This window comes from Vibrio sp. VGrn 2, assembly GCF_009361695.1.
In the GTDB taxonomy this organism is placed as follows: Bacteria; Pseudomonadota; Gammaproteobacteria; order Enterobacterales; family Vibrionaceae; genus Vibrio; species Vibrio diabolicus.
Map to the genome: position 1 here is coordinate 67,662 of NZ_RBWD01000006.1, position 22,283 is coordinate 89,944.

Below are 22,283 nucleotides of genomic sequence, written 5' to 3' on the forward strand. Positions count from 1 at the left end.
GCGAATCCATGATCAATTTAGCTGAATTCGCGATTCGCCAACGTAAGTTCGTTCTGTTCTTTATCGTATTGAGCGTGATCGCTGGCATCTATTCTTACTTCGACTTAGGCAAGTTGGAAGACCCGAGCTTTACGGTAAAAACTGCGGTAGTCGTGACCCTTTACCCGGGTGCGTCTGCCGAAGAAGTCGAACACCAAGTCACCGATACCGTTGAAACCAAATTGCAGGAAATGGCGGAGTTAGATCGCTTACGCTCATTGTCTCGCCCCGGTTTGTCTATGGTCTTTGTTGACCTCAAAGAGAGCCTTAATTCCAAAGCACTTCCGCAGGAATGGGACTTATTGAGACGCAAAGTGGACGATGTAAAACTGCAGCTGCCTTCCAGCGCGCAGATCAGCGTAGTACAAGACGAGTTCTCTGAAGTCTACGGCATGCTTTTCTCTATCCACAGCACAGATGCTGCGCCAGAAGAGTTGCGTCGCTACGCCGAAGAGCTGCAACGCCAAATCAAAGCCGTCGACGGCATCAAAAAGATCGAGCTACACGGCGTTCAACCTCGCGTTGTACATATCGATATGCCAGACGAGCGCTTGGCTCAATATGGTTTGTCGATCGCACAAGTTTGGAACCAACTGAGCACACAAAACAGCACGTTCGAAGCGGGAAAATTCGATGCAGGTACAGAGCGTATTCGTATTGCGCAAACCAGTGAGTTTCAGTCTCTAGAAGACATTCGCAATTTAATCATCAATGGTGGCACCGGAGAGTTTGGCTCGGGGTTGATTCGTCTTGGTGACATCGCCGACATCACCATGGGTTATCAAACACCAGCATTGGCAGAAAACCGCTACAATGGAGAGCCCGCTGTCACCTTGGCGGTAAGCCCAGTTCAAGGCATTAACGTGGTGTCACTTGGCGATACGATTCAAGACATCATCGCTAACTACCAAGCAACACTGCCGCTGGGTGTCGACATCTCGACCGTTGCTTATCAACCTGAAGAAGTACAAAAGTCTATCGACGACTTTGTTGGCAACCTGCTTGAAAGTGTCGCGATTGTTTTTGTGGTGTTGTTGGTCTTCATGGGCTTTAAGAGTGCAACCATCGTTGGCGCAAGCTTGCTCCTGACGATTTTGCTCACGCTTGTTTACATGAACATCGCCAGCATCGATTTGCACCGTGTCTCGCTAGGTACGTTTATTCTCGCACTGGGCATGTTGGTGGATAACTCCATTGTGATCACCGATATGATGATCGCCAAGCTCAACAAAGGTATCGAGCGAACTCGCGCCGCGATTGATTCCGTCAAAGAAACCGCTGTGCCACTTTTAGGCGCAACTGTCATCGCGATCATGGGCGCAAGCCCAGTGTTGTTCTCCAAAACCGACTCCGCCGAGTTTGCAAGCTCTGTGTTCTACATTGTGGCATCGTCACTGTTGCTTTCATGGATCGTCGCGATGACGTTTACGGTATTAATGGCGTGGATGTTCATCAAGCCAAAAGCTAACAGCGAAGAGACCAAACCGAGCCGTTATAAACAGTTGGTATTCTGGACGGTGGACAACCCGCGTAAAGCATTAGCCGCTTTGGTTCCGCTGATTTTAATCACAGCCGTGGCAATCCCGTATGTGGCCGTGAACTTTATTCCTCAGTCGGATCGCTCAATTGTGTTTCTCGATTACTGGCTACCCAATGGTGCCAAGATAGAACAAACCTCGGCAGACATGCGCAAAGTTGAAGAATGGTTGGTCGCACAGCCAGAAGTGGAAAGTATCTCTAGCTATGTCGGCACCAGTGCACCGCGCTTTTCGGTAACGGTAGAACCTGAGCCGCTCGACCCTGCCTACGGGCAGATTCTGATCAACACCAAAGACTACGAGAGCATCAGTCACTTGGTAACGCGTGGTGATGATTGGCTGAAAGAGGCGTTTCCGGATGCCGAACCTCGCTTCCGAGCGCTGAAGCTGGCAACCAAAGATAAGTTCGCGGTTGAGGTGCGTTTTTCTGGTCCGGATGAAACCGTATTACATCAACTAGCGGCAGAAGCGAAAACGATTTTTGCTTCAAACCCAGATGCAAAATACATTCGCGATGATTGGCGCCAAGAAAGCAAAGTGCTCAAGCCGATTCTAAACCAAGACAAAATGCGTCAAGCAGGCATTAACCGCGCCGATGTCGCTTTCGCGCTAAAACGCGCATCAGACGGCATGCCGCTCGGACAAATGAACCTGAATGATGAGTTGATTCCAATTCAGTTACGTGGCACATCGCAAAACATGGCGTCACTAGAAACGCTACCTGTGCGCTCGCTACTTGGCTTTAACAGCGTTCCGCTTGGTCAAGTGGTGGATGGATTCGAACTGGTTACCGAAGAGAGCATGATTTGGCGACGAGACCGCGTGAAAACCATCACGGTTCAAGCTGGTGTGAGCCGAGACTCCACACCAGCGAACGTTAGAAACGCCATTAAAGATCAGGTTGAATCTATCCAACTTCCGGCGGGTTACAGCATGGAATGGGGCGGCGAATATTACGATGAAGACAAAGCGGTCACCGACATCATGAAGCAGCAACCAAAAGCAATGCTGATCATGGTGATCATCCTAGTTGCGATGTTCAACGGCTTTAAGCAGCCAATCATCATCCTCGCAACGCTACCACTGGCAGCATCAGGGGCTGTGTTTGCTCTGCTTGGATTCGATAAACCATTTGGCTTTATGGCGCTGATCGGAGCTATCACACTGACCGGGATGATCATCAAGAATGGCATCGTACTAATGGATCAAATTGAGCTCGAACGCGCAAATGGCATGAGCTTGTCTGACGCCATTAAAGAAGCCACGGTCAACCGTACTATGGCAATTTCTATGGGTGCGTTAACGACCGCGCTCGGCATGATCCCGCTGCTGTCAGATCTGCTGTTTGACCAAATGGCGGCAACCATCATCGGAGGCTTGGCGGCCGCAACCATATTGTCACTGTTTGTCATGCCGGCACTGTATCGCCTTGCTTATAAAGAAAAAGCACCGTCCACACAAACCAACGCTGAGCTAGAGGAGGCGTCATCGTGAAAAAATTCATTCTAACGCCTGTCGTTCTAGCCCTAAGTTTAGCAGGTTGTGCAGTGGGCCCCGACTACCAAGCACCGACCACCAGCATGGCAGAAACCTACTTGAACGCCGAAAATGCAGGGTTGAGTACCGATTCACAACACGTTGAGTTTTGGTGGACTAAGTTTCACGATCCGGTGTTGAATCAAATGGTTCAAGACATGCAGAGCCAAAACATTCCGCTGAAAGTGGCGGCCAAGCGGGTGAAAATGGCCAACAACTATAAAACCATGGTGGAGTCATTCAAGGTGCCGACAATTAGTCTCGGTGCGGGTTACATGAACTATCAGTTCAGTAAAAATGACTCTTCACTCGGTCCGATATTGAATCCACTCAGTGATTCCGTGTCGGGTCTGCCACCTCAAATTGGTAACGTCACCCTAATGGATAATCAGCACGATGGTGTATTTGCAGGCGCGAGTATCGCTTGGGAAGTTGATCTGTTTGGGCGCATTGACCGCCAAGCGAACGCGGCGCATATTCGTCTCGAACAAGCTCAGATTTATCAAAGCGGCTTGAACACAGTGATCACGGCGGATTTGATTCACAACTACTTGCAATACCAAGGTGCAAGCGAGCGCCTTGAGTTGGCAAAGTCGAACTTAGAAGATCAACGACTTACACTCGACCTCGTCGAGAAAGTCGTGCGCAGCGGCTACGGTTCTGATCTCGATTTAGCCCAAGCAAAGGCCACGCTTGCGGCGATGGAATCGCTCGTTCCGCAGTTAGAGATTGCACAACAAGCGCACAAACATCGTTTAGCAGTATTGCTTGGTGAGCCGCTAACGCAAGTCGAAATCCGTCTGTCTAAGCAACATAGTGTACCTGTCATGCAGGACATGGTGCCGGTCGGTTTACCTTCCGATCTGTTGAAACGTCGTACCGATATTCGCTTAGCCGAGCGCGAAATGGCCGCGCTCAATGAAGAGTTAGCAGCAAGCGTTGCTGATCAATATCCGAAGTTCTTTTTGACGGGCGCTCCAGGGTTGTCGGCGTCAAGCTTTGACGATCTTTTCAGTAGCGATTCTTTCGGTTGGATGGGCGCGGCAGGCGTAAGCTGGAACTTGTTCGATGGGGGGCGTGGCGAGGCGATTGAAGCCATCAACCAAGCGCGTTTTGATTCGGCGACATTGTCTTATCAACATACGGTAGAGGCGGCTTTGGCAGAAACCGAATCCACGCTGTTTACTTATGGTCGCAGCCAAGAAAATCAGCGCCGAATCGATGATGCATTGAAAGCCACCAATAACGCCGTCAACAAAGCCAAGTCACTGTACCGAGCAGGCTTGATTGATCACTTATCGGTTTTAGATGCGCAACGTCAGCAACGCATGATGCAAGATCAGCAAGTCGCGGCAAAGTTGCAAACCGCACAAGCTACGATTGCGCTCTACAAATCACTTGGTGGTGATTGGACGCTACAACCAGAAGCACAACCCGAAACGAATGCCAAAGGTTAGGTTTCTTACAAGCCTCACACCTTTGCATCATAACGGATGCCGTTAAATCGGTTAAAAAGAGGCCACTTAGATGGCCTCTTAGTTTGTGAGGCAAATATTTCTACCACCTATACCCTCTCTAGGTTGTATAATGCATGCTCTGAAATATTTTGTTACGTTACCTCGGTAACACCTGAGATTACAACATGAACAACAGCAGATGGGTCGGCTTTATAGGCGGCACGATCGTTTTACTTTGCACATTTCTCCTATTCGGATCTTCCGTTCATGCTGCTTGGTACCGAATCCCTGCGGAAGCCATTCATGGTATCGCCTTCACTCTGGCTTTTGGTTTAGGGTTAAACAGCCTACTGGCGTACGCGACGGCAATGCTTACTCTCGCAGCGCTATTCTACATAGGTTTTGTTGTTGGCTACCGTATTCATCAGAAACTTAAATAAACTTCTGTCTCAACCTGAGCTTAATAACGGATACTTGGTAACTAAAAAGGGAGCAAAGGCCCCCTTCTCAGATATCAGCATATAGATGCTCTATGCCCGTTTTAATCATTAAGGTGGTATACCCTCAACGACTGTTGCATGCCGAAAACATCATCACCTAAATACTCAACCGTCATTGGAACGTTGGTCAGCAGAGTAAAACTGGAGTCACTGAACCTTCCATCAACATCACTTTCCAAATGAACAAAAAACGCAGGCTTGTCAGCAATCAATGTAATTTGGCTTCCCTCAATAGAGACATCAATATTGGCTTTTGCCATAGGCAAAGTTTTCAGCTCATGAGTGCAAAACCATGTGTTGCTTATTCTGTCTTCACCGATTTGCGCTTCAACATAGAAGAAGCCTGACGTAAGCTCATCCTTCTCAACCGATTCATCCAATTGCCACAAAATCGTATTGCTGTCTGCTATGACCGTTTGTTCTAAGCTCCAACATTGCTTTTCTTCCCCTTGCCAATCTACCCACTTGAGCAGTGCGTTGACGCTTGCGGGCTCTTTGGCATCATTGAGCAAATGCAGGCTCAACTTGCCTGTATGCTCGGAAAATACCAAATACTGCGGCGCAAAAAAGCGTTTTGCATGGTAGTGCAACTGCTTCCAACGACCACTGTATTCCAAGCTAGACCAAGAACTGACAGGCCAGTTGTCGTTGAGTTGCCAGTACAGCATGCCGCGACAAACTGGAGAAATGGCACGCCAATGATCGCACGCAGTTTTGATCGCGATTGCCTGCTGAACTTGGCTTAAATACAGCATGTTCTCGAATCCAGAGGGAAAACGGAAATAACGCGTGAACATCTCTGTGATGATACTGTTACCACGAGGATTCTTCTGATGTTGTTCAAAGGTTAGGGACGTGATATTCCAATCTTGCTCCGGGACAAACTGCTTAACTTCTGCAAAAGATGGCCAAGATTGAAAACCAAACTCAGAGCAAAAACGAGGATTCACGTCAAGGTAGGCACTGAATGGTTTTCCTGAATGCCAAACGTCCCAAAAGTGCATATCACCTTTACTATCATCATGCCACGCGTCACCGAAATCCAGTTCACCATTACATGGGGAACTTGGCCAGAAACGACGAGCGCTATCGTGCTCAGTAGTCACCTGCTCAATCATGCGGTTGAGGCGATCGTAGTTAACCGTGTATTTGACTTTGTTGTGCTTGGATTCTTCATACCAACCAATGGCACCAATCACTTCATTGTCACCACACCAAAGTGCTATTGATGGGTGCTCTTTAAGCCTAGGGATTTGGTATCGAAGCTCATCTTCGACCTCTTTTAAGAAGTCATTATCAGATGGGTACAGTGAACATGCGAACATCATGTCTTGCCACACCAACAAGCCAAGTTCATCACAAAGGTTATAAAAGGTTTCACTCTCATACTGACCACCGCCCCACACACGTATCATATTCATGTTAGCATCAACCGCACTTTGCAAAAGGTTGCGATAACGTGTCTCGCATTCTCGCCCCGGCATTGCGTCAACAGGGATCCAGTTTGCACCTTTGGCATTAATTGGTACGCCATTAACGATAAACTCCATCGCAGAGCCATGTTCATCAGCTTGGTTATTTAGGGTTAACTGACGCAAACCAACGTTGCGCGTTAACTTTTGCTCTCTGCAAGAAATGGTAATGGGGTAAAGATAAGCTTCGCCGTAACCCGATGGCCACCAGCGTTGAGGCTCCGAAATGTGGAACTGGCAATGATAGTGACCACTTCCTTTTATTTGAATACATTGACGCTCACCATTAAATTCAACCATCATTTCATGGCGTTGACTGTCCGTTTCCACTTCAACTACTACATCAAGAAACACACTCTCATCGGCTTGCCATTGCTGCTCTGTCGAGAAGCCTTTGAGCCAAAGCTCATTCACAATGTCGATTTGAATGGGGTCGTAAATACCCGATACCATCAAGCAAATGCCCCAGTCCCATCCGGAATGACATTGCGTTTTTCGGATCAAATTCATGTGCGGAATTTGATTATTTCCCATTGCGGAAGGGATTGGGAAAGGCAATTTTTTAGCACGTTCCACACCTTCTATATCGACTCTTGCGAATTGAACAAGAACAGTATTTATGCCCTGTTTTAAATAAGGTTTGATATCAACTCGTTGTTGAGTAAACATGTTGCTGCAAGTTAGTGCTAACTCACCATTAATATAGAAGGTTGCCAAGGTATCGACACGAGTTAGCGTCATCCAAACTTGCTTGGCAGACAACGTAAACGCGTCGACTTCAAACTCACGCGAGATATGCCACTCACACTCTTCAATCCAACGAACTTTGTTTTCATTATCGGCAAAATAAGGATCCGGAATGCGCTCTGCTTGTAAAAGCGCCGAAATATTATCGCCCGGAATAGACATTGGAATTTCAATATCGGGACGCTGTGGCGAGGTAAGTAACCACTGTCCATTAAGTTCGAAGTGAGCCATTGAGTAAACCTCAGTTTGGAGAAGAAACATGTTTGCTCAATGTAATCCTGAGTAATCCATGCAAAAACAAGGGAAATGTTATTTACATACGAAATGCGGTGCACTTCACGTAAAAACACTTTCCTTTGATCTCTACCCAAAAATCAGCAACTTGGCTAACCTGTTAAAAATTAATCGAAATCTAAGGTTATATTTGCAACTTCGACATGTTAACATCATCGGCTTTTTGAACATCCTCACACTTTTCGTCGAAACGATGTGAGGGGAAATGCACGGCTTCATAGCCCTAAAAAGCGAAGTAATTATGTCAAATATGACGAATGCCGCCTCCCACACAGCGCCTATTCAGGATGCTGACTATTCTGCTATTCATCCCCCATCTCTGCTCAAGCGCCTCGAACTCACCAATCCTGTCTTTTGGTTAAGTGGTAGCTTCCTCACTCTATTCGTTTTACTTGCCCTAACGAATACCGACTCTCTAACCGCAATGGTTAACACCGGCTTCGGCTTTGCTACTAAATATTTCGGAGCTTACTGGCAAGTACTGCTTCTTCTGAATTTCCTTATTGGTTTGGCTCTTGCGTTTGGTCGCACTGGTTATGTGCGTCTAGGTGGTCTAGCGAAACCTGATATTGATAACTTTAAGTGGTTGTCAATTGTACTCTGTACCCTACTTGCAGGTGGTGGTGTGTTCTGGGCCGCTGCTGAGCCTATCGCGCACTTTGTGACTGCCCCACCTTTATACGGTGAAGCTTCACCGAAAACTGCCGCAATCAATGCTCTATCTCAGTCTTTTATGCACTGGGGCTTCTTAGCTTGGGCGATCCTTGGTGGTCTATCTTCCATTGTCTTAATGCACTTGCATTACGATAAAGGCCTGCCTCTTAAGCCGCGTACTCTGCTTTACCCTGTGTTTGGCGATAAAGCCATTAAAGGCTGGATTGGTGATGTTGCTGACGCATGTAGCATTATTGCCGTAGCAGCAGGAACAATCGGCCCTATCGGCTTCTTAGGTTTACAAATTAGCTACGCGCTAAACTCATTGTTTGGCCTGCCAGATACGTTCGTAACGCAAAGCATGGTTATCATGGCAGCGATCCTGATGTATACCCTTTCCGCACTAAGCGGTTTGAGCAAAGGTATTCAAATCGTCAGTCGTTACAACATTATTTTGTCTGTGCTGTTAATTGGTTACATCCTGTTCTTTGGACCGACAAGTTTTATTGTTGATGGCTACGTACAAGGCGTTGGTCGCATGGTAGATAACTTCTTCCCAATGGCGCTTTACCGTGGTGATACGGGCTGGCTAAGCTGGTGGACAGTATTCTTCTGGGGTTGGTTTATCGGTTATGGCCCAATGATGGCGATCTTTATTGCTCGTATCTCTCGTGGTCGTACAATTCGCCAATTGATCATGTCTATTAGCATCGCAGCACCGCTGATTACTTGCTTCTGGTTTAGTATCGTTGGCGGCAGTGGCCTTGCGTTTGAACTTGATAACCCTGGCTTGATTTCATCTGCGTTTGAAGGCTTTAACTTGCCTGCAGCACTGCTAGCGATTACGGGTGAATTACCTTATCCAATGATCATTTCGGTTCTGTTCCTGATCTTAACGACAACATTTATCGTGACGACGGGTGACTCAATGACTTACACAATCAGTGTAGTAATGACGGGCTCAACAGAACCAAACGCAGTGATTCGCTCATTCTGGGGCTTGATGATGGGTATTGTCGCTATTGCGCTTATCTCAATGGGCTCTGGTGGTATTTCTGCATTGCAGTCTTTCATTGTAATTACCGCCGTGCCTGTGTCTTTCATTTTGCTGCCAAGCATTTGGAAAGCGCCTGGCATCGCAAGTAAAATGGCAAAAGAGCAAGGACTAGTTTAAACCGCCTCTCTAACCAATATGCGAAAAAGAGCCCTTCATTGGGCTCTTTTTAATTCTGCACTTTATCCTACGCTATCAATGCGAATCATCACTGCATCTGGACGCCAATACTCGAATTCGCAGTCCATTAATTTGCCATCTTGTTTGTAGTTTACTCGACGAATTTTCAGAACCGGCTGTCCTTCAGCCAAGTTCAACGCTTTAGCGACATGAGCAGGTGCTGACGTTGGAATCACATCAAAACGAGAGCGCTTTGTCTCGTAACCATACTTCTCACGATAAATGCCCGTCAGCGACATGGTGAGGTTCTCGGACAATATGCCTTCAAACAGTGCCGCTTTGAGTACATTTCCAACAAACAATACCGCTCGCCCATCAATAAAACGCAACCGTTCAATCACATAAATTGGGGTAATTCGCTCAACCTCTAACGATTTTGCATATTCACCTGCAGCCATTTCACTTCGTACGTTGAGTAACTTGGTTTCTGCAATACGATGCTGCTCTCTAATCATTTGATGGAAGTGAGAACGAGACAACGGGTTGTAACAGATCCGCTCTGGAGATACGTACCAGCCACGACGCTCTTCTCGGTAGATCAGGCCTTCAGTTTCTAAAGACACCAATGCATCTTTGATAGTGATTCGAGTCGTAGAAAATAGTTCACTGAGCTCTCTTTCTGATGGCAATTTTTGTCCTTCCGACATGATGCCGGAAAGAATCTGCTGCTTTAAGCTGCTTCTAATTTTTCCTAATTGGGTACCAAATTGTCCGGTGCCTGTCGCTCTCATTCTGATCTAGTCCAACGATAATTTGATGAACAACATAAGGCGTGTAAGTAACAAAAATATGACATTAATCAACAGAACACATATTGAGCGTATGAAATATAAGTGCCATAGAAATTCATAAAAACTGTCAAATTACTTGCGCTAAATCGTCACATTCCATCCATAGCATACAAAGCGAACTTACTGACCTAGTCCAGAAGGATGGAGACAATGAAAACTTTGCTAAGTCGTTCAATTACTGCACCAGCGGCAATCATCGCGGTAACGCTTGCAGCACCAACAGTAGCGAAAGAAGCCGATATTGAGTCATTGGTTACCGCAGCACAAAAAGAAGGGGCGGTTTACAGTGTAGGTATGCCTGACAGTTGGGCGAACTGGAAAGACACTTGGGCTGATTTGAAGTCAAATTACAACCTTAAGCACCAAGACACGGATATGAGCTCGGCTCAAGAAATCGCAAAATTCGAAGCTGAGAAGAACAACGCGACCGCAGACATTGGTGACGTAGGCTTTGCCTTCGCACGTGTAGCGGTTAAAAAAGGCGTCACTCAACCATACAAACCAACAACTTGGAATGACATTCCAGATTGGGCAAAAGACGAAGATGGTCATTGGGCACTTGCTTACACTGGCACTATTTCTTTTATCTCCAACAATAACCTCGTAAAAGACGCGCCAAAAACGTGGGATGACCTATTAAAAGGCGACTACAAAGTGACCGTAGGTGACGTAGGCGTAGCAGCACAGGCAAACAACGCGGTTCTCGCCGCAGCGTTCGCCAACGGTGGGGACGAATCCAACCTCAAGCCTGCGCTCAAATTTTTTTCTGAACTCGCGAAGCAAGGTCGTCTTTCATTTACCGATCCGAACATCGCCAACCTAGAAAAAGGCGAAGTGGAAGTGGCGATCATGTGGGACTTCAATGCGTTGAACTACCGCGACAAAATTGACCGCGACCGCTTTACAGTGAGCATTCCTCAAGATGGCTCTGTGATTTCTGGTTATACAACCATAATCAATAAATACGCGAAGAACCCTAATGCAGCAAAGTTTGCTCGTGAGTACATCTTCAGCGATCAAGGGCAAATCAACTTAGCAGAAGGTTATGCGCGTCCAATCCGCACCAACATCACACTGCCTCAAGCGGTGCAAGACAAGCTAATTGCTAATGATCAATACAGCAATGTTCACCCAGTGACTGACTTCTCAGCTTGGGAAAAGTCAGCACGTAAGCTGCCACGTCAATGGCAAGAAAGTGTCTTAATCCACCAGCAATAAGAATGAGTCGTTATGAGCAATAAGGTCATCCTTGTTGTTCTAGATGGACTGAACTATCAGGTAGCCCGTGATTGCATGGGCTACCTCAATGGTCTTCTAGAACAAAGTCGTTCCCAACAAGAAACTCGCGCAACGCTTTATCCTGTGCAATGTGAGCTGCCCTCTATGTCTCGCCCACTTTATGAGTGCATTTTAACGGGCGTTCGCCCTGTAGAAAGCGGCATCGTAAACAACAATATCGTTCGTCTATCCAAACACGATTCCATTTTCAGTTTGGCAAAAGCCCAAGGAAAAGTGACCGCTGCGGCTGCCTACCACTGGGTAAGTGAGCTTTATAATCGCACACCATTTGAACCTGTTCGCGATCGTTTCACGCATGATGAAACTCTGAATATCCAGCACGGCTGCTTTTACCATTGGGATCATTATCCTGATGAAGCCTTGTTCCTGGATGGAGAGTATTTACGTCGAAACTATCAACCTGATTTCTTATTGATCCACCCGATGAATATAGACGATACAGGACATAAGTTTGGCCTAGACTCTCGCCAATACCGCAATTGTGCGCGAGGTGCAGACATTATTCTTTCCAACTACATCGAACAATGGCTTGCTGATGGGTATCAAATCATTGTGACCAGCGATCATGGCATGAACAACGATCTTTCTCACGGTGGGATTTTACCTGAAGAGCGAGAAGTTCCTCTGTTTGTCATTGGCGATAAGTTTACCCATCAGGATTGTCATATTAAGCAAACTGATATTTGTGGCACCGTTTGTCAATTGCTAAACCTTGACCACACGAAGCCATACACTCAGGAATTGTTAGCACTATGAGCAGTTCTGTCCTTTCCCCAAGCTCTAGCGAATCACGCTCAAATTTGGCAAGTACTTGGTTAAAGCGCTTTAAGCCAGCCATTTGGTTAGTGCCTTTCGCGCTGTTTTTCTACCTATTTCAACTCGCACCGATGATTTGGGTACTGTTAAACAGCTTTATCTACGATGGCGAGTTTGCCTTAGATAACTACATTGAAGTGCTCGACTCCGCCTTTATGATGCAGGCGTTTGGCAACAGCTTGTGGTTAGCGGTGTGGTCGAGCATTTTTGGCTTAGCCATTGCGACTTTGTTGGTCTCTTCTCTACGCAGAGTCGATTCTAAAGTCCGCGACGGTGTGATTGCGTTTACGAACATGAGCAGCAACTTTGCAGGCGTACCTCTGTCATTCGCTTTTATTATTATTTTGGGCACCAATGGGGCGATTACCCTTTTGCTCAAGCAGTATGGCTTACTCGGTGATTTCGACCTTTATGGTAAATGGGGCCTGCTGGCCATTTACATCTACTTCCAAATCCCGCTGGCGGTGTTGTTGCTCTACCCTGCGTTCGACGCGTTGAGTGATGATTGGCAAGCAGCTGCTGCGCTACTGGGAGCCAAAACATCACAGTATTGGGCGAAAATCGCGCTGCCAGTGCTCTCACCGGCCTTATTCGGTACCTTTATTATCTTAATAGCCAACGCAATCGGCGCATATGCGAGTGTTTATGCGTTGACCTCCGGTAACTATAACGTCATCACAATTCGAATTGCGAGTCTGGTATCGGGAGACCTGTTCCTTGAACCTAATCTCGCCGCTGCAATTTCGGTGATTCTAATGGCGTTACTTGCCTTTATCACAGTGATTAACCAATGGCTCATTTCGAAAAGCTATGCAGGTAGGAAGTAGTCATGAACAACGTTAATACTCGATTCCATAAAACGGTGGTTTATTCCATTGTTGGGATCATGCTCATCCCGATTTTAGCGACCTTTGTCTATTCGCTTTCATCACGCTGGGGCGCCACGGTGCTTCCGGATGGCTTCACTTTTGATTGGTACGTTAAATTGCTGACCGACCCACGCTTTTTGCAAGCATTTGGGCGTTCGCTGTTTATTTGTATTGCTTCGCTAACCCTCAGTGTGATTCTGGTTCTGCCAGCGATATTCGTGGTGTTTTACTACTTTCCGAAGCTCGATAAGCTCATGAACGTATTGATTTTGCTTCCATTCGCTGTACCACCAGTGGTGTCATCCGTCGGCTTGCTTCAACTTTATGCTGACAGTGAAATCTCCCTTATCGGTACTCCTTGGATTCTAGTAGGTACTTACTTCACCATCGCGTTACCGTTCATGTATCGTGCGATTTCTAATAGCTTCGAAGCAATTAACCTCAATGATTTAATGGACGCTGCACATTTGCTAGGGGCAAGCACAACTAAAGCGTTTTTGATGGTCATTTTACCTAACCTCAAAAAAGGACTGATGGCATCGCTTTTCCTTTCATTTTCATTTCTATTTGGAGAGTTTGTGTTCGCCAATATTTTAGTCGGCACACGTTATGAAACCCTGCAAATCTACTTGTATAACATGCGTCAGACGAGCGGCCACTTCACGTCTGCCTTAGTGATGACCTACTTCCTATTTATTTTTTTCCTGACTTGGTTGGCAAGTCGTTTTAGCCGAGGAGTCAAACAATGAGCTACGTCACTGCGAAAAATCTGACTAAACGTTTTGGTGATAACACCGTATTTGAGGACATTCACTTTAACATCGAGCAAGGTGAATTCATTACGCTTTTGGGCCCTAGCGGTTGTGGTAAATCGACGCTACTTCGCAGCCTTGCAGGGCTTAACCCTGTCGATGGCGGCGAGATTTGGGTAAACGGAGAAGATATCACGCATCAAGTCCCGCAAGAGCGTGGTATTGGGATGGTCTTTCAATCGTATGCGCTGTTTCCCAATATGACCGTTGAAGGCAACATTGCATTTGGCTTAAAAATGAAAAAGCTTGCGAATGATGATATTCGAGGTGAAGTGGCTAAAGTCATCAAACTGGTGGATCTGGCAGGTAAAGAAAAACACTATCCGCATCAACTTTCTGGCGGTCAGCGCCAGCGTGTCGCACTCGCTCGAGCGTTGGTGGTGAAACCTCGCATATTATTGCTTGATGAGCCACTTTCTGCGCTTGATGCCAAAATCCGCAAACACCTTCGTCAGCAAATCCGAGACATTCAGAAAGAGATGAATCTCACCACTATCTTCGTAACTCATGACCAAGAAGAGGCGATGATTATGTCTGATCGTATCTTCCTAATGAGTAAAGGGGAAATTGTTCAAGCAGGAACACCTGAAGAAATTTATACTCATCCTGCTAACGAGTTTGTGGCCGGTTTCATGGGGCACTACAACCTTGTAGAGGCCAATAAAGCCAAGCAACTCTTCAACATTGATACCGAATGGAAAGTAGCGATTCGCCCAGAGTCTATATATGTAAAAGAGCAAGGTCGTCAATATGATAGCCACATCTCAGCGCCACAAATAGGTACGATCACCAACCACCAGCTTCTTGGTAATGTTATTCGCTATCAAGTGAACGTTGAAGAGTGTGAGCTCACTGTTGACTTGCTTAACCGTTCTTCAGAACGCTTACTAGCGAACGGCAGCCAACTGGAGCTACTCTTTAACCTAAACGAAATTCAACCAGTGAGAGCCTAAACATGTCCAAACCTTTGTATGTTTTTGATATGGATGAAACCCTAATAAACGCTGACTGCGCAATGATTTGGAACGAGTTTATGGTTGAGAGAGGCATCGCGACTGATCCTTTATTTATTATGGAAGATCAGCGTCTAATGGCCTTGTACTCTGAAGGCAAAATGGACATGGAAGATTACCTAGCGTTCTCCATGAAGCCACTAGAAAACATGCCGATTGAAGAAGTAAACGCCTTGGTTGAAGAATGTGTTGAAAGCCATATTCTGGCTAAACAGTTTCCTCAAGCCAAAACCCTGATTGAGCAACTGTCTCTTGATGGTATAGATATGGTTATCATCTCTGCCAGCGTCACTTTTTTGGTGGAAGCCGTTGGTCGCCGTCTTAATATTCCAACCGCACTCGGCATCGATTTAATCGAGAAAGACAACCGTTATACTGCTGAAATCGACGGTGTCCCTAGTTATCGTGAAGGTAAAGTCACGCGCTTAAAACAGTGGCTAGAAAATCAGCCTGAGCCTTATTCTGAAATCCATTTCTATACCGATTCAATCAACGATTTGCCTTTATGTGAATACGCAGATTACACCTACCTGGTAAATCCATGCTCACGCCTAAAAGAACACGCGAATCGATCAAATTGGACGCTATTACGTTGGAATTAGCCTTCGGTCTTTATAGCAATAAAGGGCAGCTAACTGCTGCTCTTTGGTTTTATGTTACGTACCTCATTATCAGGAAACTCTTCATCTAATAACTCTGATATATTTATCGATGATACAATCATATTTTCAGCCTCCTGCGCATTTTCAAGGCATACTTTCATATAGCGATCAGTCCATCCATCATGATGGAACTCTATGCTCAGGTAACAATATTTATTAAATAAAAAGCAATAATGATTCTTAAATTTAGATAAACTTTTCTCAGACTCATATTTAATATAATTATTATGTAAGATTATATTAGGGGGAGTTACCAATATATCTGAAACCCTAGTATTAATAAGTTCATTTCTTAACTCTTCATTACCCACAACCACCTCTTCGGTGTAATGCTTATATATAGATTTTGCTTTATACTTATTGTAACCTCTACCCGTTTTAGGATCATGCTCTTCGGCATTGTAAAAATCATCATATCGAAATAAAATATCATCTCGTATATCATATAGTGACTTTTTAATATTTGAGCTCTTAACATATGGAATCAAGCTAAGCTTCATTGTTAACTGTCCATAATAATCGTATGTTCCAGGATATGGAATTATCGTGTGGTAAGGCCACTCTAAGCGCCCAACCAAAAAAAACTGATTATGGTAATCATTCCTAACATTACTTTCTAAGAAATCACGCGTAATCTCTGAGTCCTCTTCAGCTCTATGTGATTCGTACCCCCCTCCAGGCACGGTCAAATCACAAACGAGGCTCCCAAACCTATAGATTCTGTGGCTAGGTTTAGACAATTTCGCTCCTGATCGAAATTTTAATTTTAGAAGAGACATAATACTCATTAATGCTTACCAATTTTCGCATATTTACCTATCACCCTAGCCTTTTGCCGGGCACCAGACTCTCTCAGCTGTTTTTCATAAGTATTTAACCCAAGATAAGGTAATGAATGAGGGCTGCCACCTATGGTTTTGGACAAAAAACACGCCCAAATAAAAACAGGACTCAAGCTCAAGTTCATTTTGGTTATGCTTGTTACACCATTTAACCCGATCACGTTAGGTACAAAGTCTGCAGGGTTAGCTCTAAGTGGCTGAACTTTCATACCTAAACGCTTTGCTTTCATTGATAAAATACCATAATTACCACCAGGGCTATGTACTGCCAATTCATGTCCATCTAATCTTAGTTCAGGCCTTAGATTTTTTACTTCCTCAATCGCAGAGCGAAATATAATAGCTCCTTGACTATGAACAGTCCATTTTACTCGACGACGCTCACTGTGTGTTTTAATAATTAAAGAAGCAAGTTGCTTCGCATTTCTACTTTTAAATATACGAGTTTGATCAAAGATACACTCTGCTAAATCAAAAACCCCTCCATCTGTCGGGTTATGAAACAAATTATACCTAACTATATTATCTTTCCTATATGCGACGTCAGTATGAACACCCATTAACTTTGATGCTGTATCATAATCATTATTCATACCATTTATAGTAACGTGTTCACAGTTAATCTAGTTAATCTTCGGAATGATATTGGCACCTTTCCCATCCCAACTATTCAATGCAGACTGAATATCTTCATTAGTATTTTTATCTTCTGAGTAGCGGGATTTTGTTTCTTTTCTTACATCGTACAACATAGTTCTTTGTTTTTTTGACTCTAACTTTGAACCATGGAGCTTACTATCTAGCATAATCTCTTCAATGACTACAGAACCACTGTCAGATATACGATAAAGAATTAAAAAATGATAAGTTCTAAAAGGGTCAATATTCCTTGCCAAACGCCAAAAAGGATTTCTGCTATGCTTAGTTAGACTCGCCCTTTTAGGATTATCTATAATTTTATAAATGTCTTTTATCACATTCTTGCGATCAAAGTCTGTCATTGCTTGAATAACTAAAATCGCCTGCCTTGTAATCTTAACATCTCTCTTATCTAATATTTTAGGATCAATATCGAACTGACCTAAAAAGTTGCTAAATCTATTCAATACAACAACATCTCTAGCATTACTCTCTGTTGGCTTTTGGTTAAGTATTTCCCAAGTCATATTAGGCTCCAAACTTAAAATAAGGCCAACATTACTCAATATATATTCTAATCTAAAGAGCAAATTTATTATTTTAGAGGAAAGCGGCAAAAGCATGTAACTTATTATTACCACAGTTACACAAAAGATAAAAAGACAATCTTGTAATTTGCATCTCCATGTGAGCGACTTTATCGTTCCAAGAAGTACAATGCAAAGTTCAAACTAACGAAAATCAAAGATACTTACACACCAGTAACAATCCTGCCTAACCTATGTCGGGTTGCTAAAAATTATGAGTATTTAGTAGTGTGATATGACGAGATTTATATAACTAAAATAAATAAAGAATGGGACATATATATCCCCATATGTGTTCAAATTCGAAACTCAAGCATTCCAGGAACAATATAACAACATATTCACAATCCAGACTAACGATAATGAAAACATTGATTGAAGAATTGACATTTTAACAATCATTGCAACAATGTTAACTTTAGCTCCGTTGGTCGCGCTGGTGGTAAGCCTCTCACCAAGCCTATTGTCAGTTTTATATGGACGTTCGACCACCTCCAAAATGAATAGACACCCAATTTGGTGCCCTTTATTACGCCCGCAGAGGAAATTCTTTGCGGGCTTTTTTCTTCCAGCTTTATTGGTCTGGTAGTAAAAACAAAAAAGCCAGCCTTAAAAGGCTGGCAAGTAGAGCAACAAGGTCAGTGCTTACTGCTAACTAGTACTGAACTCGTATTGGATTCATTTTCGTCTGTTAGTCTCTTTATCGGCGGTTATGACTTGCTTGCTTTCTCTTTGTGGCACGTTACCTTTACTAACTGTTCTTGCTCATCTTTAATGTTTTTCACGATACGCTCATCGCGTGCGTGGATGGCATCCATATTCATTTGCTGAATATCTGCTACAGCTTCATGCTTCATTTCAGAAAAGTCCTGACGTAAATCTGAGCTCCACTCCTCTTTGTCTAAAGTGTTAGCAGCAGCGATTGGTGATGACATTACAACAATAAGACTTAGAGTAGATAGAAATACGCTTTTCATAATAAGCTCCTTGAGGATTAGCAGTTCGTTTTAGTTACAATTTATATATTGCACATACGATGCCAACTTTTATTTTGTTATTTGTCAATAACTTAACCAATCCTATATATTCATCATTATCTCCATCTGGTAAATTTCGCTAACCAAGTGTTAAATTAACCAAGAGAATTAAACACGAAAAAGCATTCATAAAAAGAATAATTTATCAGGAGATTTTCTCGCTGTTCTTTCATCGAATAAATTACGTAACAACCCACTCTAGAACTGCTTTGAATCAAAATACAGAACTAAAAAAGCAGCCCGAAGGCTGCTCCTAATAGTTAACATCAAGCTTGTTAACTCTATATATTTACTTCAACGCTCGACGTCACTGGCGACTTTCTGAAACGATTGATAAAGCGATGAATAAACCCCTTAATCGATCTGAAAATATTTTTAATATCTTCAAGCATTAAATACAAACAAGGCACCAGCACTAAAGTCAGAACCGTTGCGTACAACACCGCAAAGCCCAAAGCTACAGCCATTGGTATGACAAAACGCGCCTGCAAGCTCGTTTCAAACATAATCGGCAATACACCCGCAAACGTCGTTATTGAGGTGAGCGTGATCGCTCGAAAGCGTGCACAGCCCGCTTCAACCACCGCTTGTTTGATGTTCATACCCTTTTCTCTCACTTGGTTTACGTAATCTGTCATAACTAGAGAGTCGTTGATAACCACGCCAGCAGCGGCGATCAAACCAAATGTCGACATCATACTGATATCCAAACCTAGCCAGAAGTGTCCCCAAATCGCCCCCGTCAGACTAAAGGGAATGACTGACATTACAATCAAAGGTTGGGTATAACTTTTTAACGGTACGGCTAACAAGATGTAGACGATGATCATGCCTGCAATAAAGAACAGAATCTGTTCATTACGCTGCGCTGCTTGCTCTTCAATATCACCACCCAATTCCGTTTTCACACTCGGGAAGGCTTGCTTCATGTCCGGTAAGATATTGTCGTCGATGACCTTCACTACTTCTTGAGGTTCAACCAATTCTTCATCTATCGAACCATAGACATAAACGGTTTGATACCCGCCTTCACGCCGAATGCTACTCACGCCCGGCTGCTCGTTGATCTTAACCACATCACCCAGCATGACCTTCTTACCTGCTGGCGTGGTAATCACAGCGTAACGTAATGATGAGAATGCTTCACGTGTCAGTTGCGGGTAACGCACCATAACTTTGATTTCTTCACCATCACGAATAAGACGCTGTGCTTCACCACCGTAGAAGCTGCCACCCACTTGCTCTGCGATCATGGTGAGATCCAGTCCGAGATCGTACGCTACAGGCGCAAGAGAGAGGAGTACTTCTTTGCTTCCTGAATCAATAGAAGATGAAATATCGTATAACCCTTCTTCCTGCTGTAAACGCTCTATCAAGTAACGCCCAGCCTCGTTCAATTCATTAATATTAGAACCAAACAGCAAGTAACCAAACTCATCTCTGTCACCGCCACCCGCGCTCTGCTCGCGGATTTTGATGCTCTTCATTCCAGGAATAACTGGCATAGCTTCACGCCAACGTCGAGCAAGTTCAAATGTATTGAACGGGCGTAATTCCTCATCAACCAATGGCACCAAAACACGGCCTTCGGTGCGGCTTCTGTTGTACGAAAGCACATCACGAATCATGCCTTGACCATATTCTGCGATGGTCTCAGATTCAATTTTTTGCATCACTCGTTCGATGGTCTTAAGAGCACTGATTGTTTGCTCGCTTGAAACGGTATCGTTCATTTCAATAGTGATCGCAGGATAGTCAGTAGGCACTTTAGGGTTAGGGATCACCCGAACATAGTTCGCGTTGATCAAAGCCGCGCTGATCAGCAGTAAACCGCAAAACACAGCAAACACGGTCCAGCGCCAATGCGTACATGTCGTGACAAAGTTACGATACGTACCGTTTACAAAGCCAAAAAAACGTTGGTTAAATCGGTCACGCCAGCCACCAGGTTTAACTGGCTTAAAGTGAGTATGTGCGAGGTGAGCAGGAAGGATTAACTTCGATTCAATCAAACTGAAGATCAAACAAAGAATCACAACGCCCGCGATACCATAGAAGAAAGCACTGTCAATACCGCTAGACAACAAGAAAGGGGCAAACACGGCAATTGTGGTTAAAACGCCAAAAGTAGCTGGCGTGGCAACACGTTTGACACCGCGAACCACATTTTCTACGCCACCGCCTTTTTCTTCAATTTCGCTGTAGGCGCTCTCTCCCATCACGATGGCGTCATCGACCACAATACCGAGCACCATAATGAAGGCAAAAAGAGATACGATGTTTACCGTGATCCCTAATGCAGGCATCATCATCACCGCGCCAAGAAAACACACTGGCAGCCCAATCATTACCCACATTGCCAAGCGAAAGCGCAAAAAAATGGTCAGCATAATCGCCACTAGAGCTGCGCCTTGCAGCAAGTTTTTCAACATCATGTCGAGACGACCATTTAAATAATAGGTCGTATCCACTAAGACTTTGAGCTTAACGTCCTGCGGTAATGTCTTATTTTTTGCTTCGATATAATTACGAACAGACTCGGCAACAGGGATAATGTTCTGATCGCGAGTCGCTTCAACAGACATGTAGATCGCATTTTGCCCTGAGTACTCAAAGTAGCGCTCTTCTTCCGTAAAGCCATCTTTGATCGTGGCGATATCTTGCAGTAAAACCTTCGCACCATTTGCGCCAAGCTTTACAGGAATATTCCTAAATTCATCACCACGGTAGTACTGATTTTCAATCCTTACTGCGATCATCCCTGAGTTTGTTTTGACTTCGCCCGCAGAAAAGTTGGCAGAATAACGACTGATCGCGCTGCTGATATCGCTCAACGTCAAATCGTATTTACGAAGAACGAGTGGATCAACTTCAATCGCTATCTCTTCCTCTGGTGCACTCAAATACACCAACATGACATTTTTGAGTTGAAGTAATTCATCCTCGACTTGCTTAGCAATGGGTTTGAGCTCTTCAAGCGGTCGGTCCCCAACTAACCCCATTTCTATCACATCTTGACGCCACTCAACTTGGTAGACATTGATCGGTTCCATACCGGCAGGTAAGTTGGATAAAGTATCAATGCGTTGATTTACATCATCCAAGACACGCTTGATATCAGCATTAACGTCTACCTCGATAGAGACATACGCGCTACCTCTAGAGGCCGTTGAGACCGTTTTTTTAATCCCGGTGACATCTTTAATCGATTCCTCAACCTTAACGAGAATGCTTTCTTCAATTTCTTGAGGAGAAGCGCCAGGATAAGTCGCACGAACATCAATGTAGTTCACCTCAATGTTCGGAAACATCTGCCTTTGAATAAAGAGAAAACTCACCACACCCATGATGATGATGAACACCATCAAAAGGTTGGCAGCGACAGGGTTATTCGCAAAATAGGCAATTAAGCCCTTTTGTTTAGTATCTTCCATGACAAACTCCT

The 22,283-nt window shown here is 44.5% G+C and carries 17 protein-coding genes; 10 read left to right on the forward strand and 7 right to left on the reverse strand.

Annotation, left to right across the window (positions count from 1 at the left end; translation table 11 throughout):
• Positions 1-8: 8 nt before the first annotated feature.
• The 3 genes from D8S93_RS11935 to D8S93_RS11945 all read left to right on the forward strand — a co-directional run bounded on the left by D8S93_RS11935 (position 9) and on the right by D8S93_RS11945 (position 5,010).
• The gene (locus tag D8S93_RS11935) at positions 9-3,071 is read left to right on the forward strand and encodes an efflux RND transporter permease subunit (RefSeq protein ID WP_152813368.1); all 3,063 of its coding nucleotides are present in this window, start codon (positions 9-11) and stop codon (positions 3,069-3,071) included.
• Positions 3,068-4,570 (forward strand): efflux transporter outer membrane subunit, encoded by a 1,503-nt coding sequence (locus D8S93_RS11940; protein WP_319802991.1) that lies wholly within the window; start codon positions 3,068-3,070, stop codon positions 4,568-4,570. Before D8S93_RS11935 ends, D8S93_RS11940 begins: the two co-directional genes overlap by 4 nt.
• Positions 4,571-4,755: 185 nt before the next feature.
• The gene (locus D8S93_RS11945; RefSeq protein WP_152813370.1) at positions 4,756-5,010 is read left to right on the forward strand and encodes a hypothetical protein; all 255 of its coding nucleotides are present in this window, start codon (positions 4,756-4,758) and stop codon (positions 5,008-5,010) included.
• 101 nt (positions 5,011-5,111) lie between these two features.
• Here D8S93_RS11945 and D8S93_RS11950 read toward each other — a convergent pair whose 3' ends face one another.
• Positions 5,112-7,520 carry a beta-mannosidase gene (locus D8S93_RS11950; RefSeq protein WP_152813373.1) on the reverse strand — a complete coding sequence of 803 codons (2,409 nt, stop codon included), beginning with the start codon at positions 7,518-7,520 and terminating at the stop codon, positions 5,112-5,114.
• Between the two features lie 304 nt (positions 7,521-7,824).
• Here D8S93_RS11950 and D8S93_RS11955 point away from each other — a divergent pair, with 304 nt between their 5' ends.
• Positions 7,825-9,411 (forward strand): BCCT family transporter, encoded by a 1,587-nt coding sequence (locus D8S93_RS11955; RefSeq protein ID WP_005392697.1) that lies wholly within the window; start codon positions 7,825-7,827, stop codon positions 9,409-9,411.
• A gap of 62 nt (positions 9,412-9,473) precedes the next feature.
• On the opposite strand, the gene D8S93_RS11960 is transcribed toward D8S93_RS11955, so the two are convergent.
• Complete coding sequence (locus D8S93_RS11960) at positions 9,474-10,202, reverse strand: UTRA domain-containing protein (RefSeq protein ID WP_152813375.1); 729 nt, start codon at positions 10,200-10,202, stop codon at positions 9,474-9,476.
• 210 nt (positions 10,203-10,412) lie between these two features.
• On the opposite strand from D8S93_RS11960, the gene D8S93_RS11965 reads away from it, so the two are divergent.
• From D8S93_RS11965 to D8S93_RS11990, 6 genes are read left to right on the forward strand one after another with little or no spacing between them, the layout of a single operon-like run.
• Positions 10,413-11,480 (forward strand): ABC transporter substrate-binding protein, encoded by a 1,068-nt coding sequence (locus tag D8S93_RS11965; RefSeq protein ID WP_152813377.1) that lies wholly within the window; start codon positions 10,413-10,415, stop codon positions 11,478-11,480.
• A 12-nt stretch (positions 11,481-11,492) separates the two neighbouring features.
• Positions 11,493-12,317 carry an alkaline phosphatase family protein gene (locus D8S93_RS11970; RefSeq protein WP_152813379.1) on the forward strand — a complete coding sequence of 275 codons (825 nt, stop codon included), beginning with the start codon at positions 11,493-11,495 and terminating at the stop codon, positions 12,315-12,317.
• Positions 12,314-13,204 (forward strand): ABC transporter permease, encoded by an 891-nt coding sequence (locus tag D8S93_RS11975; RefSeq protein ID WP_085343277.1) that lies wholly within the window; start codon positions 12,314-12,316, stop codon positions 13,202-13,204. Before D8S93_RS11970 ends, D8S93_RS11975 begins: the two co-directional genes overlap by 4 nt.
• A 2-nt stretch (positions 13,205-13,206) precedes the next feature.
• A complete protein-coding gene (locus tag D8S93_RS11980; protein ID WP_152813381.1) occupies positions 13,207-13,995 on the forward strand; it encodes an ABC transporter permease in 789 nt (262 codons plus the stop codon).
• Positions 13,992-15,011, forward strand: a complete 1,020-nt coding sequence (locus D8S93_RS11985) for an ABC transporter ATP-binding protein (protein ID WP_152813383.1) — start codon at positions 13,992-13,994, stop codon at positions 15,009-15,011. The genes D8S93_RS11980 and D8S93_RS11985 overlap by 4 nt, the downstream gene beginning before the upstream one ends.
• Before the next feature lie 2 nt (positions 15,012-15,013).
• A complete protein-coding gene (locus tag D8S93_RS11990; RefSeq protein ID WP_152813385.1) occupies positions 15,014-15,673 on the forward strand; it encodes an HAD family hydrolase in 660 nt (219 codons plus the stop codon).
• Positions 15,674-15,702: 29 nt separating this feature from the next.
• Here D8S93_RS11990 and D8S93_RS11995 read toward each other — a convergent pair whose 3' ends face one another.
• The 5 genes from D8S93_RS11995 to D8S93_RS12015 form a co-directional block, all read right to left on the reverse strand.
• The gene (locus tag D8S93_RS11995; protein ID WP_227483977.1) at positions 15,703-16,473 is read right to left on the reverse strand and encodes a hypothetical protein; all 771 of its coding nucleotides are present in this window, start codon (positions 16,471-16,473) and stop codon (positions 15,703-15,705) included.
• A 47-nt stretch (positions 16,474-16,520) separates the two neighbouring features.
• Positions 16,521-17,168 carry a hypothetical protein gene (locus D8S93_RS25030; protein WP_227483978.1) on the reverse strand — a complete coding sequence of 216 codons (648 nt, stop codon included), beginning with the start codon at positions 17,166-17,168 and terminating at the stop codon, positions 16,521-16,523.
• A gap of 30 nt (positions 17,169-17,198) precedes the next feature.
• A complete protein-coding gene (locus D8S93_RS25035) occupies positions 17,199-17,741 on the reverse strand; it encodes a hypothetical protein (protein WP_227483979.1) in 543 nt (180 codons plus the stop codon).
• 770 nt (positions 17,742-18,511) lie between these two features.
• Complete coding sequence (locus D8S93_RS12010) at positions 18,512-18,778, reverse strand: hypothetical protein (RefSeq protein ID WP_046873807.1); 267 nt, start codon at positions 18,776-18,778, stop codon at positions 18,512-18,514.
• Positions 18,779-19,119: 341 nt separating this feature from the next.
• The gene (locus D8S93_RS12015; RefSeq protein WP_152813391.1) at positions 19,120-22,272 is read right to left on the reverse strand and encodes an efflux RND transporter permease subunit; all 3,153 of its coding nucleotides are present in this window, start codon (positions 22,270-22,272) and stop codon (positions 19,120-19,122) included.
• Positions 22,273-22,283: the final 11 nt, after the last annotated feature.

Coding starts and splice junctions, on each gene's coding strand:
- D8S93_RS11935 (WP_152813368.1), top strand. CDS start 9: ATGATCAATTTAGCTGAATTCGCGATTCGCCAACGTAAGTTCGTTCTG.
- D8S93_RS11990 (WP_152813385.1), top strand. CDS start 15,014: ATGTCCAAACCTTTGTATGTTTTTGATATGGATGAAACCCTAATAAAC.
- D8S93_RS11980 (WP_152813381.1), top strand. CDS start 13,207: ATGAACAACGTTAATACTCGATTCCATAAAACGGTGGTTTATTCCATT.
- D8S93_RS11950 (WP_152813373.1), bottom strand. CDS start 7,520: ATGGCTCACTTCGAACTTAATGGACAGTGGTTACTTACCTCGCCACAG.
- D8S93_RS11975 (WP_085343277.1), top strand. CDS start 12,314: ATGAGCAGTTCTGTCCTTTCCCCAAGCTCTAGCGAATCACGCTCAAAT.
- D8S93_RS12010 (WP_046873807.1), bottom strand. CDS start 18,778: ATGAAAAGCGTATTTCTATCTACTCTAAGTCTTATTGTTGTAATGTCA.
- D8S93_RS11960 (WP_152813375.1), bottom strand. CDS start 10,202: ATGAGAGCGACAGGCACCGGACAATTTGGTACCCAATTAGGAAAAATT.
- D8S93_RS25030 (WP_227483978.1), bottom strand. CDS start 17,168: ATGAATAATGATTATGATACAGCATCAAAGTTAATGGGTGTTCATACT.
- D8S93_RS11970 (WP_152813379.1), top strand. CDS start 11,493: ATGAGCAATAAGGTCATCCTTGTTGTTCTAGATGGACTGAACTATCAG.
- D8S93_RS11955 (WP_005392697.1), top strand. CDS start 7,825: ATGTCAAATATGACGAATGCCGCCTCCCACACAGCGCCTATTCAGGAT.
- D8S93_RS11945 (WP_152813370.1), top strand. CDS start 4,756: ATGAACAACAGCAGATGGGTCGGCTTTATAGGCGGCACGATCGTTTTA.
- D8S93_RS11965 (WP_152813377.1), top strand. CDS start 10,413: ATGAAAACTTTGCTAAGTCGTTCAATTACTGCACCAGCGGCAATCATC.
- D8S93_RS12015 (WP_152813391.1), bottom strand. CDS start 22,272: ATGGAAGATACTAAACAAAAGGGCTTAATTGCCTATTTTGCGAATAAC.
- D8S93_RS11985 (WP_152813383.1), top strand. CDS start 13,992: ATGAGCTACGTCACTGCGAAAAATCTGACTAAACGTTTTGGTGATAAC.
- D8S93_RS25035 (WP_227483979.1), bottom strand. CDS start 17,741: ATGACTTGGGAAATACTTAACCAAAAGCCAACAGAGAGTAATGCTAGA.